At 60.4% G+C, this 13,084-nt stretch carries 9 protein-coding genes and 1 pseudogene; 3 read left to right on the top strand and 7 right to left on the bottom strand.

Translation table 11 applies throughout. The annotated features are described in order from the left end of the window. Positions 1-167: 167 nt before the first annotated feature. Positions 168-4,313, top strand: coding sequence for a hypothetical protein (locus tag AB4N33_RS00360; protein WP_476456132.1), 4,146 nt, complete (start codon positions 168-170; stop codon positions 4,311-4,313). A gap of 1 nt (position 4,314) precedes the next feature. On the opposite strand, the pseudogene AB4N33_RS00355 reads toward AB4N33_RS00360, so the two are convergent. The 5 genes and pseudogenes from AB4N33_RS00355 to AB4N33_RS00335 form a co-directional block, all read right to left on the bottom strand. Beyond that, positions 4,315-6,131 (bottom strand): annotated as a pseudogene (locus AB4N33_RS00355) (ABC transporter ATP-binding protein). Then, positions 6,124-6,762 (bottom strand): DsbA family protein, encoded by a 639-nt coding sequence (locus tag AB4N33_RS00350; RefSeq protein WP_460122031.1) that lies wholly within the window; start codon positions 6,760-6,762, stop codon positions 6,124-6,126. Before AB4N33_RS00350 ends, AB4N33_RS00355 begins: the two are co-directional and overlap by 8 nt. Positions 6,763-6,765: 3 nt before the next feature. Then, a complete protein-coding gene (gene trhO, locus AB4N33_RS00345) occupies positions 6,766-7,707 on the bottom strand; it encodes an oxygen-dependent tRNA uridine(34) hydroxylase TrhO (RefSeq protein ID WP_460122029.1) in 942 nt (313 codons plus the stop codon). Positions 7,708-7,879: 172 nt separating this feature from the next. Next, complete coding sequence (locus tag AB4N33_RS00340) at positions 7,880-8,179, bottom strand: BolA family protein (protein WP_476456131.1); 300 nt, start codon at positions 8,177-8,179, stop codon at positions 7,880-7,882. A 12-nt stretch (positions 8,180-8,191) separates the two neighbouring features. Further along, entirely contained in the window at positions 8,192-8,713 is a 522-nt protein-coding gene (locus AB4N33_RS00335; protein ID WP_460122026.1) for a DUF2059 domain-containing protein, read from the bottom strand. A 192-nt stretch (positions 8,714-8,905) separates the two neighbouring features. Here AB4N33_RS00335 and AB4N33_RS00330 point away from each other — a divergent pair, with 192 nt between their 5' ends. Continuing rightward, positions 8,906-10,300 carry a class II fumarate hydratase gene (locus AB4N33_RS00330; protein ID WP_460141146.1) on the top strand — a complete coding sequence of 465 codons (1,395 nt, stop codon included), beginning with the start codon at positions 8,906-8,908 and terminating at the stop codon, positions 10,298-10,300. A 123-nt stretch (positions 10,301-10,423) separates the two neighbouring features. Here AB4N33_RS00330 and AB4N33_RS00325 read toward each other — a convergent pair whose 3' ends face one another. Further along, positions 10,424-11,383 (bottom strand): DMT family transporter, encoded by a 960-nt coding sequence (locus AB4N33_RS00325; protein WP_476456130.1) that lies wholly within the window; start codon positions 11,381-11,383, stop codon positions 10,424-10,426. A gap of 201 nt (positions 11,384-11,584) precedes the next feature. Between AB4N33_RS00325 and AB4N33_RS00320 the strand changes: the two genes are divergently transcribed. Further along, a complete protein-coding gene (locus AB4N33_RS00320; RefSeq protein ID WP_476456129.1) occupies positions 11,585-11,779 on the top strand; it encodes a DUF6316 family protein in 195 nt (64 codons plus the stop codon). Positions 11,780-11,898: 119 nt separating this feature from the next. On the opposite strand, the gene AB4N33_RS00315 is transcribed toward AB4N33_RS00320, so the two are convergent. Further along, a complete protein-coding gene (locus tag AB4N33_RS00315) occupies positions 11,899-13,083 on the bottom strand; it encodes a thiolase family protein (protein ID WP_460141145.1) in 1,185 nt (394 codons plus the stop codon). Position 13,084 lies beyond the last annotated feature (1 nt).

The following is a 13,084-nucleotide window of genomic DNA, read 5'->3' as shown; positions in this document are numbered from 1 at the left end:
TCGTCTTCCGGACGAAATCGCTACCGCAAGACTAGGGCGCGTTCTCGATTCCGGCAAGCGGCTGATCGGCCGTATATATGTACCACCCGCACAGGTTCCGGCAGCGATGTACTGCACTCCCGGTTTTCCCTGCTCACAAGGGGGATAACGTTGACAAGGAATGCGACATGCAAGCGACCACTTTTGCTGCATCTGAGTTACAGACCACCGAAGAAAACCATGCCAGGCAAGCGCTTGGTCTCGAGAACGGTCCCGATATTGACAGCTTGAACCGCATCCCGACTGCGCGGGACCGAAGACGATACAAGGCCCTGATGCGCGACTCACCCGGCCAGGACACCCTGTCGATCGACGACTACATGAGGCAGACCCTCAATGCCCGGATCGTCGAGACGGTGAAGAGCCTGCTGGCTGGCAAGCCCTCCTTGATCAAGTACCTGTTCGACGACGTGCTGCAAACTGCCTCGACCGAGGAGTTGCGCGCCACACCATCCATTTACCTGCAACAGATACTCGAATCGCCGCCCGCCCAGGACCTGGCAGACCGCCTGCTGAGAACGCTCAAGTGGTATGGAGCGCGCCCTGGCGAACAAACCCCGGCCTCCGTGCGTTATCAACTGGTGTGCAAAGCCATATACGTTTACCTGCACTCAACGGCGGTCGACAAAACACACGAATTTGCCGGTTTCAACTGGCTCGACCCGGCGCATTGGGGCAAAAGCTACCCGGCGCTGCGCACGGCATTCGTACAGCACCTTTTGCTCAAGGGGTGGGCTCACTCGTTCAATGACTCGATTATGCTGGCTCACGTGCTCCAGCCCTGGCTCTCGAAAGACTTCGCGGTACACGATATCCCCGCCGATTTGCGCTACAAGAGTTCGCTGGTCTGGGTGAACTTCATGCACGGTGTGTTACTGGCCGATGAACTGCGCCTCAACCGCCCAACGCCGCTGTCCTTCCAACAGCTGATCGATCTGCCGCTGCAACGCAACGCCACGGCTTCCCCTGAAACACTGCAAGTCATCGCCCGTTTGAGAGTGAGCCCTGCCCTGCAATGGGCAATCTGTGTGGGGGTCGTTGCGTCGAAAACTGATGCAGCGTATGACGCGCACGATATCGAGCGCGCCCTGACGGCCCTGGAAAGCCATGCCAAAGGCCTGTACAGCGCCGTGCAGACACTGGATACCGTGCCACCCGATCGATTGAAAATGGCCAAGCGGATAAAGGATGAGCAGTTCGGCGCCTACGCGCTCGAAGCCGACGGGTACAGGTTCTTCCCGCTCGACTCATCCGGCCGCCAGGGTGCCAGAGACGTTCCGACGCTCAAACTTGCCGGGCGCGCGTTCCTCGATCTTTATGCGGACGGCCAGTTCGATAACGGCAAGCGATGGGGCGTGACCCAGGCCGATGGCAAGACGCCCACCCGCCAGACCTTCCGGATCGATGAGCAGCGAGTGTGTCACTCGGAACGCAAGGATCCCCAGGGAGAATACCGCCAGGTGTTTCAGGGCGAAGTGCCCATTCCCTCATTGAGAACCCTGCCGGACATCAATGCGTTGTTTCAGACCGACTTCGATCACTACCTCTCGACCATCCGCTCGGCCTATCAAACACTGATCGCCAGCCTCTTGACCTCCCTGCCGCTCACCGAGCGTCGGGCACTGGAAGACGGTGATGTCCGGATACTGGGGCTGCGGCGCAAAGTCAGAAAAAATGGAACCCCCACTGATATCCACGCCCGCAAGGGCTTCCTATTGAAGGTCACCCAAGCCGAACAGATCACCTATTACGAACTGATTCCAAGCGCAGGCTTCATTCGCCTGCGCACCGGCTTGCGATTTTCAACCATTAACGGCGTCTATACCGAGTTCCCGCTGCACGCCGTGATTCCCAACCAGACCTATGCGCCAGAGCGCGACCTCGACACTTCGCTGCGCCTGGATTGGCCCGCCCATGTCAATGGAACGGTGCCGGCACACCGTGGGTATTACATAGGTTTTCTGGATGAGGTGGGGAAAATGCCGTCCGCGAAGAACGCGACCGAGGCGGCCGAGCCAAGGTCAAGGCTCAATGAGATTGCCCAATTTATTGCCTCGACTCATCTGTTCGTCGACGAGGAACATTTGCGTCTCCAGGCCCGAGGCATGACCGAATTCGACACGCTCAGGGCCGAAAACGCGCAACGCCGAGCAATACTTCTGGAAATCGTCAAAGGCTTCGTGCCCTTCTGGGGCAGTATCGAAGACCTTTCATCCAACGATACCGAGCGCAAAATCCTCGGCGCGGGTGGGTTGTTCCTGGACCTGGCGTCATTTCTGTTTCCCATCGGCAAATTCATTTCCGGGTCGGTCCGTCTGGCCAGAGTCACCAGCAGTGCATCGCGCATGGTCGCCAAGGCAACCCTGCCCACCTATTCAGGGTTGGCTCGCCAGTTGCTCACCGCTTCGCTGCAAAACCTCAACCCGTTGGACGGCCTGCCTTCACTTTTGAAATCGACGTTGAGCGGCGTGGGTAAAACGCTTCACACCGCAGCGAGCCTGGGAACAGAGGGCGTCAGGATGCTGATCGGAAAAACCGGCAGTTTGCGCCAGACCACCCACCTGCCTCGGGTCATCGACCCTGGACGCTGGAAACCGCTGATCCCGGGTGATGAGCTGGCAACACTCAGCGGCATCAATGACGTGGTCGTTCGCAATACCGGAACTTCAAGCAGCAGACGCGTGCACCTTGTCGCCCCCCTGACGTCCCTTCCCTACGGCCCGCACCAGCCCAACAACCGCCAACACTTCATCCCTGGCCGGTCGACCTTCACGATGTTGCCCGCGACCGAGTCCCACGCCCTGGCGCTGGTGCCGGCGCACGCCAATGTCAATGAACTATTGGAGACCGATGGCCGAATCACGCTGCTGATCGATGATATCCCCTATCGGCTGGACGGCGATCAACTTCGCCGTGCCGACCTGATAAACGAGTCGTCCACCTTAAAATCCATCCCCTGTCGACTGCCGCGTATGGATGGCCTCGATGCCGTGTGCAAAACCCGCTATGTCACAGGCCTTGCGGCGCCAACGCCGAGCATGGGCAGCCATGATCCGGACAAGGGTTTCGCCGAGTGGTTTGGCGACATGGTCTACACACCGGCTTTTTCCAGCCAGCCTCTTAGGCTCAATGCCCTGCGCACCTACAGGAAAATCGACGCCAGCCTGCTCTTTCAGAAAGGTATCTACGCCCGCATCAAGGCGAACCTGCCCTACCGAAACCGCTTCGATGTCCTGGAGACGGGCGCTGTCATCGTCCCCGCCATCGATGATTCCAAACACTATGTTTTTACCCGCCTGGGCCCCGGCGATTTCTACGTTGCAGAGCGCCAGGCGGGGCAAGACCTGTCCACCCCGCTGACGTTGCTGCCTGCAGACAGCCTGCCCGCCGACTTGGCCGAGGAACTGAAGACGGTTTACGTAGGGTCCCTGAACGCCAACAACATGGCCCGGATTTATGGCGCAGACGCCGTGGAACGGGCGATGAAAACCATGGATGAGATTGCCATTCCAATTGGCGGCCATGCGAACCCTCCCGAGGGGCTCAAACGGCTCAAGGTCGATACCAGCCCTGGCGAGGCGGTACTGTTCGACCATTCCACCCGCATGATCGTGACCCAACTGGCGAACGGCGCGGCGTCCTGGTCGCGCAGCCGAAACGCATCGGACACGTTTCGCCAGAGGACCGCACAGATTTTCGACACCTTGTTCGCCGAGAAGACCATCACCGTCGAGGTGAACAGCGACTTGAAGATCAACAAGGCCATGCACACATTCCAGAAACTGCTGCCTGTCGAGCTTCAATCCCACAACCCCAGGAACATTGCGTTCGCCGATGTGGTGACGGCGCAGGGAAAACGCGAGGTTTACGTCAGCGTTTCGGGGGCTCTGGGCCTGACAGGGGAGTTGCCGCTGTTCAAGCCGCCGTTTGCCTCCAATGGTGTAGTGGTCAATGGCACCAAGTACTTCAACGTCGATTTCGACCAGACCTTCGCGCGCACCTCCTTGAACGTTTCCAGCGACGGCAAGCTGCTGGCTATTCCGCACACCATCAAGGATATCGAGTCTTATACACCGCAATTGACTCGCAGGCCGACGTCCCTGGACAGCGAAGCCAAGCTGATCAGCACCCTCAGGGAGAAGTATCCGCAGGACAGCCTGCTGGCATCCGTCGACGTGGCGACCACCCTGCCGCCATGCAACAGCTGTGCGGTGGTGATCAAGGAGTTCGGCCATGACGGCGCAGCCGATGCCCTGCAGGTGTTGTGGAAGTGACTTACAACTGCTGCAGGTGCCCGTAGAGCTTGGCGTACAAACCACCCTCGGCGATCAGTTGCTGGTGATCCCCATCCTCGGCAATCTGCCCGCCATCGAACACGAGTACACGGTCAGCCTGTTTCACCGCTGACAAGCGGTGGGCGATGATCAGTGTGGTGCGCTGGCTGAGAAATCTCGCCAGCGCCTGGTGCAGGTTGTACTCGGTGGCGGCATCCAGTGCCGAGGTGGCTTCGTCAAGAATGACCACTTTCGGCTCGGCCAGCACCATGCGCGCAATCGCCAGTCGTTGCCGTTGACCGCCAGACAAGCGCACGCCGGAACGCCCGACCACGCTATCCAGGCCCTTGGGCAATTCACGGATGGTGGCATGCAACTGGGCGATTTCCAGGGCTTGCCAGCAGGCCTCGTCGCTGCGTTCGCGGCCCATGGTCAGGTTGGCCCGGACGGTGTCATTGAACAACGCCGGGTGTTGCAGGACCACGGCAACATTTTCCCGCACGGTTTCCAGGCCGATCTCCTGCTGGGTCGAACCACCGAAGCGGATCGTTCCAGCCAGTGGCGTATACAAGCCCAGCAGCAACTGCACCAGGGTGCTTTTGCCACCACCACTGGCACCGACGATCGCGACCTTTTCACCCGGCGCAATCGACAGGTTCATCTGGTTCAGCACCAGCTCGTCGCCGTAGCCGAAGCTCAAGCCCTGGACTTCGATGCCGACCGTCTGGCGACCGTTGAATGGATCGACACCACCTGGATATTCCGGCTCGTCGGCCCTGGCCAGCAGTTCGTTGATGCGCGACAACGCGCCACCGGCCGCGTAGTAGGCGTATTGCAGATTGAGCAGTTGCTCCACCGGGCCGATCATGAACCACAGGTAGCTGAACACCGCGAGCATCTGGCCGATGGACAAGTCCGAGAACAACACGGTGAGCATCGCAGCGGCGCGAAAAATGTCGATGCCGAACTGGAACAGCAACCCGCTGGCCCGGTTGGAGGCATCGGTTTTCCACTGTGAGTTCACGGCATAATCTCGTACCTCCCGGGCACGCTGGCCAAGCCGACCAAGAAAAAGCCCTGGCGGTTGCCGGCACGAACTTCCTGGATAGCGTCGAGGGTTTCGGTCAATGCCTGGGTGAAGCGCGAGGTACTGTCGTTCTCGAGCTTCTTGAGGTGCTTGACCCGCTTGCCCAGCAATACCGTGGCGTAGATCACCAGCGGATTGAACAGCATGATCAGGAGTGCCAGCTTCCAGTGCATCCAGATCAGGATGCTCGCAGTGCCGACCAGCGTCAGCATCGCCACGAGAAAACGGCTGAGTGTCTCGCCGACAAATTTGTCCAGGGTGTCGAGGTCGGTTACCAGATGGGTGGTGACCGTGCCGCTGCCCAGGCTTTCGTATTCGCCCAGGGAGATACGCTTGAGCCGTTCGATCAAGCGGGTACGAATGCGATACACGATGTCCTTGGCCAGCGCCGCAAACAACCTGGCCTGCACCACGTTGAACAGCAGGGCCGAGCAACGCAGCAACAGCGTGACCGCCAGCATCAGGCCAATGTAGCCCGCTGCTTTCTGCCACGGTTGCGGCAATACGTGATTCATGACTTTCAGCGCAGAATCGCCGTGTCCCAGCAACACTTCGTCCACCAGCAGCGGCAAGAGCAAGGGAATTGGCACGCTGCACAGCGTTGCCAGCAGCGCGACGCCATTGGCAACCCACAGGGCTTTTTTATGGTGCAGGGCCAGGCGACGGATTTCCGCCCAACTCAGTCGATCAACAGGTCTGGAGGCAGGTGCATCGTTGTGCAGGTCATGCACAGGCAGCACGCTCCAGCCAGCGGCCGAGCAGCGATGACAGCACATCAAGAGGCTGGTAGCCGTTGGTCAGCAAAGCCAACTGACCATCACGCTCGGCCAGCAGGGTCGGGAAACCGGCAATGCCGAGGTCCTGAACCCAGGTGAAATCGGCTGCCGTCGCCGTGTGCATGTCGGCGCGATCGAACGCTGCGGCAAACTCGATACGCGGCACGCCCGCCTGTTCCGCCAGCTCCACCAACACGCTGGCGTGAGTGACGTCGCGACCTTCGACATAGAACGCATGCTGGATCAGCCCCAGCAGCGTCCACGCGCAATCCGGTGCCAGGCTGCGCGCAGTGACCAGCGCGCGGCAGGCGGGCTCGGTGTCGTAGACGAAGCCTTCGGGCAGAGCACCTTGAGTCTTGAACGGTTGGCCCGTGGCCTCGGTGACCGCTTGCCAATGCTCAAGGATGTAACGCCGGGTACTCGGTTCCAGTGCCGAACCGCTGCCGGTGCGCAAGCCACCCACTACCAGGTGCACATCCACTCCCGCCGCCTGCGCCTGCTCGACCAGCGCCTTGGCCACCGGCGCGAAGCCCCAGCACCAGGAACACATCGGGTCCATCACATAGAGCAGGCGGCATTCAGACATGGATCAAGCCTCGGAAGGGGTTTGCTTGTAGTTGTAGCCGATCGGGTGCGGCATGTTGCGGGCCTTGGCCAACTCGATCTGCTTCTGGCGGTCGATCGCGCTGCGACGGGTTTTCTCGCTCAGGGTATCCCAGCAATGCGGGCAGCTGATACCGGCCACATAGTGCTCGGATGCGCGGTCCTCGACACTAACCGGAGTACGGCAGGCGTGGCATTGATCGTAGTCACCTTCGGTGAGGTCATGACGCACGGTCACGCGGTTATCGAACACGAAGCAGTCGCCCTGCCATTTTGTTTCTTCCTGCGGCACCTCTTCGAGGTACTTCAGGATGCCACCCTTGAGGTGATAGACCTCGTCAAAGCCCTCGCTGAGCATGTAGCTCGAAGCCTTCTCGCAGCGAATGCCACCGGTGCAGAACATTGCGACCTTCTTGTGCACGGCCGGGTCGAAGTTGGCTTTGATGTAGTCGGGAAATTCGCGAAAACTGGTGGTCTTCGGGTCGATGGCGCCTTCAAACGTGCCAATCGACACTTCGTAGTCGTTGCGGGTGTCGATCAGCAACACTTCCGGATCGCTGATCAGCGCATTCCAGTCCCGTGGCTCGACATAGGTGCCGACCTTCTTGTTCGGATCGACGCCTTCGACACCCAGGGTAACGATTTCTTTTTTCAGTTTGACCTTGGTGCGATAGAACGGCTGCTCGTCGCAATACGATTCCTTGTGATCGATGTCGATCATGCGCGGATCGTTGCGCAGCCAGGCCAGCAGGCCATCGATGCCTTCGCGGGTGCCGGAAACGGTGCCGTTGATGCCTTCTTCGGCAATCAGCAGCGTGCCCTTGATGCCGTTGTCGACCATGGCCTGCAGCAGCGGCTCGCGCAGGTCGACGTAGTTTTCCAGAGTGACGAACTTATACAGTGCCGCCACGACAATCTGTTGTGTCATGGGTGATTCTCCAGGTGGCTACCCTCGTAAGGGGTGAACCGGACTCAAAAAAAACGCGCCCCTTGGGGCGCGTTGCGGATTGTAGCAAAAAGGCAGCTTTGAGCGGCAAGCTTCAAGCGACAAGCTCGAGGCGGATCGAGTTCGGCTTGAAGCTTGAAGCTTGAAGCTGCTCCTAACTCCTACTACCGCCAGCACAGGTCGGCGAGGCCGGAGCCGCTTCGATCTCTGCCCATTCCTGCGGGGTGTAGGTGTGCAGCGCCAACGCATGGAACTCGCCCATCAGCTCGCCGAGCGTTCCGTAGACTTTCTGGTGGCGCTTGACGCGATTGAGCCCTTCGAACTGCTGGCTGACCACCACGGCCTTGTAATGGGTCTGTGTCCCACGACTGTGCATGTGGCTTTCATCCAGCACCTGCAGGTGCTCGGGCTGCAACAGCCCCAGCGTCGATTCAATGCGTTGTTGCATGGTCATACCGGGCTCCGATCAAGGCTTTTTCTTGGCGGGAGCGGCCGCTTTTGGCTCAAGCTCGGCGGTCATGTCAGCCAGCAGCTTGTTGACCACAGGCACCGCGCTCTCGAGCTTGGCCTGGGTCATCTGGGCCGATTGCTGGGTCAGCTGCGGCATTTTTTCCAGGACCTTCTTGCCCAGTGGCGACTGGTAGAACGCTACCAGGTCCTTGAGCTCGGATTCGCTGAAGTTGGTGGTGTAGAGCTTGACCATGTCCGGCTTGAGCTTGTTCCAGCCAATGGCCTGGTCCAGCGCGGCGTTGGCTTTGGCCTGGTAGGTCTCCAGCAACGCTTTTTTCGACTCGGGCGCTTTGGTCTGGGCAAAGCGTTGAGCGAACATCTGCTGCACTTGCGCGTACACCGGAGTACCCAGTTTGTCAGCATGCGCCAGGGTCAGGAAGGCCTCGGCACTGGCATTGTGGCTGGCGGTATCGGCAAAGACAGGGCCGCTGGCGCAAGCCAGTGCAACCGCGGTACAGATGGCACGAAGACGAGTCATCGAGTTTCCTTTTCTAGCAGGCGAGGTAAAACCCCAAGGGCGTCCATTCTGCGCCTAAAAAAGTGTGTCACTCAACCCCAACCCTTGCCGCGCTTGATTTAGAGGGGTTGAATGGTCGAAAACCAGACCGATGGAACCACGGCCGGCGAGCACGGCCTAAACTGCGCAATTGGACCTACAGGAGTGTGCACGATGAGCCGTATCGAAACCGACAGCCTTGGCCAGGTTGATGTCCCGGATGAGGCCTACTGGGGCGCTCAGACGCAACGCTCGCTGGTTAACTTCGCCATCGGCAACGAACGCATGCCGTTGGCCGTGCTGCATGCACTGGCGCTGATCAAGAAAGCCGCGGCGCGGGTCAACGACCGAAATGGCGACTTGCCTGCCGATATCGCCCGGCTGATCGAACAAGCCGCCGATGAAGTGCTCGACGGCAAACACGACGACCAGTTCCCGCTGGTGGTCTGGCAGACGGGCAGCGGCACCCAGAGCAACATGAACGTCAACGAGGTGATCGCCGGCCGTGCCAATGAACTGGCGGGCAACCCCCGTGGCGGCAAGTCGCCGGTACACCCCAACGATCACGTCAATCGCTCGCAAAGCTCCAACGACTGCTTCCCGACGGCGATGCACATCGCCGCCGTCCAGGCGGTGCAGCACCAGTTGCTACCGGCGATCAGCGAACTGTCCGGCGGGCTGGCAGAGTTGTCCGCGCGCCACATGAAACTGGTCAAGACCGGGCGTACCCATATGATGGACGCGACCCCGATCACCTTCGGCCAGGAAGTCTCGGGGTTTATTGCACAACTGGACTATGCCGAACGGGCGATCCGGGCTGCGTTGCCGGCCGTATGCGAGCTGGCCCAGGGCGGTACCGCCGTTGGCACCGGGTTGAACTCGCCGCACGGTTTTGCCGAAGCCATTGCCTCGGAGCTTGCCGCATTGTCGGGCCTGCCGTTTGTCACCGCACCGAACAAATTTGCAGCGCTGGCTGGCCATGAACCGCTGACCACACTGTCCGGGGCGCTGAAAACCCTCGCCGTGACCCTGATGAAAATCGCCAACGACCTGCGTCTGCTGGGTTCCGGCCCGCGCGCCGGTTTCGCCGAGGTCAAACTGCCGGCCAACGAACCCGGCAGTTCGATCATGCCCGGCAAGGTCAATCCGACCCAATGTGAAGCGCTTTCGATGCTGGCGTGCCAGGTGCTGGGCAACGACGTCGCCATCGGTTTCGCGGCGAGTCAGGGCCACCTGCAATTGAATGTGTTCAAACCGGTGATCATCCACAACCTGCTGCAATCGATCCGCCTGCTGGGCGACGGCTGCAGCAACTTCCAGCAGCACTGCATCGCGGGCCTGGAGCCGGATGCCGAGAAAATGGCTGAGCATCTGGAACGTGGATTAATGCTGGTGACGGCGCTCAATCCGCATATCGGTTACGACAAATCGGCGGAAATTGCCAAGAAGGCTTATGCCGAAGGGCTGACCTTGCGCGAGGCGGCGTTGCAACTGGGGTATCTGACCGATGAGGAGTTCGATGCCTGGGTGAGGCCGGAGAATATGCTGGAGGCTGGGGCCAAGGGCTGAGTTTTCCAGCGCTCGTTAAACCATCGCGAGCAGGCTCGCTCCCACAGGTTTTGTGAACGCCACAGATCTGTGTGGGAGCGAGCTTGGTCCGGGCGGCGTTCCGACGATGAACGATTACGCGGTCTAACCGGCCGCCACCCTCGCCCGCCGCGCCCTGAGCCCCGCTATCAACGAAGGCCCCAACGCCACCAGCGCCGAGCCCAGCACCACCAGGATCGCCCCGCCATAACCCAGGCCATTGATCGTCTCGGCATGCACGAATTCAGGCCACATCCAGGCCGCAATAGCCACTGCCCCAAACGTCACCAATGGGGTGATCGCCAGCGTCGCACTCACCCGTGACGCCTCCCAATGCGCCAGCGCTTCAGCGAAGGCGCCGTAGGCAATCAGCGTATTCATGCAACAAGCCAGCAGCAGCCAGCCTTGCAGGGGATTGAGTTGCAGCGCTTCCAGCGGATGCACCCAGGGCGTCAGCAGCAGTCCGCAGAACAGGTAGATCACCATCATCACCTGCAACGAGTTCCACACCGTCAGCAACTGCTTCTGTCCCAGTGCGTAGAACGTCCAGACCGTGGACGCCAGCAACACCAGCAATACGCCGGCGGTGTAATCGCTCAGCGACGTGAGCAACTCCATCAGGCGCTGGTTGAAAAACAGTCCGAAGCCGATCAGCAGCACCAGAAGTCCAATCCCCTGCCCGAGGCTGAAGCTTTCCTTGAACACGAACACGCTGGCGATGAGCAACATGATCGGCCCCATCTGAACCACCAGTTGAGCGGTGCCGGGGCTGAGCAGGTTCAGGCCCATCAGGTACAGCACGTAGTTGCCCACCAGGCCGCAGACGGCCATCAACACCAGCCAGCCGCCACGCGGCCCGAGGACTTTGCGACTCGGCAGGCGTCGGGTGGCTGCCAGGTAAATGAACAGGCAAGTGCCGGACACCATCAGGCGAAACCAGGTGACGGTCACCGGGTCCATCACCTGCAGCACCTGTTTGAGCTTGATCGGCAGAATTCCCCACAACAGCGCGGTCAACAGGGCCAGAAACAGACCATAAACCCAGCGACCGGATGAAATGTGCATGCGTACCTCAAGAGCCAGATGGCAGGAACCGCCATTCTAGGTGCAGCGGCACTTGGCACACAGAGACAGTTTGTGGGCGGACGCAAATAAAACTGTGCGGGTCGCAACCATTAATTGGCGATGGCCGTCGATCGGATCGACAGGCATTGCAAGTCATTCATGCATAAGCTGATTGCAGCTACCCACCTTCAGGAGACCGCCATGTACGGCATGCGCGCCCAGGACAACACCCCTGCCATGCACTTTCGCAGCGATCGCGTCAGTCGGGTCAATGGGGAGTTGTACTTCAGCACCCGGGAAAACACCCTGGAGGGGCCGTTCGACAGCATGGAGAAGGCTGTGCGCGAGATCGAAGCTTATATCGGGCGGATGCAGGGTTCGGGTGCCCGTACTTAGACCGGGGCGCCCCTATCGCGGGCAAGCCCGCTACTACCAGGGCGGCATAGATCCACTGTAGGAGCGGGCTTGTCGAGGCGTCGAACCGTCGCGATAGCTATTTAGATGTCACCACACATTCAACGCACCGCCTCAAACAACCCGCTCGCCCCCATCCCGCCCCCCACACACATGGTGACGATGCCGTATCGCAAGTTACGTCGTTGCAACTCGCGCACCAGGTGCCCAACCTGACGCGAGCCGGTCATGCCGAACGGGTGGCCGATGGAGATCGAGCCGCCGTTGACGTTATATTTCGCATTGTCGATACCCAATCGGTCGCGGCTGTACAGGCATTGCGAGGCGAACGCTTCGTTGAGCTCCCAGAGGTCGATGTCGGCGATCTGCAAGCCTTTGGCCTTGAGCAGTTTTGGCACCGAGAACACCGGACCGATGCCCATCTCGTCCGGTTCGCAACCGGCCACGGTAAAACCACGGAAGAACGCCTTGGGCTTCAAGCCCAGCGCCAGCGCTTTTTCCAGGCTCATTACCAAGGTCATCGATGCACCGTCGGACAGCTGCGAAGAGTTGCCCGCCGTCACCGAGCCGTCTTCGGCGAACACCGGTTTCAAGCCGGCCAGGCTCTCCAGAGTAGTGTCCGGGCGGTTGCAGTCATCGCGATCGACCACGCCGTCGAGAATCTTCACCTCGCCGGTTGCCTTGTCCTCCACGCGGTACTTCACCGCCATCGGCACGATTTCGTCATCGAACAGGCCGGCCGTCTGCGCCTGGGCGGTGCGCTGCTGGCTTTGCAGGGCATACAGGTCCTGGGCTTCGCGGCTGACGCCGTATCGACGGGCGACCACTTCGGCAGTCTGGCCCATGGGAAAGTAGATGCCCGGCACCTGCTCCTTGAGCAAAGGGTTGATCAGGTTCTCGGTGTTGACGCTTTTCATGGTCAGGCTGATGGACTCGACGCCCCCGGCGACGATGATGTCGCTGCAACCCGAGGCGATCTGGTTGGCGGCAATGGCAATAGCCTGCAAACCCGATGAGCAGAAGCGGTTGAGGGTCATGCCGGCGGTGCCGGTGCCCAGGCGCGACAACACGGCAACGTTGCGTCCGATGTTGTAGCCCTGGGCGCCTTCGTTGGAGCCGGCGCCGACGATGCAGTCCTCGACGCTGGCCGGGTCGATGCCGCTGCGCGCCAGCAGTGCGTTCACGCAATGGGCCGCCATGTCGTCCGGCCGGGTCTGGTTGAACTTGCCGCGAAAGGACTTGGCCAGGCCAGTCCGCACGCTGTCGACGATCACCACTTCACGCATG

Source organism: Pseudomonas sp. S1_E05 (assembly GCF_056337105.1).
Note: the sequence above shows the minus strand (reverse complement) of the source record. Positions and strands in the feature narration are given on the sequence as shown.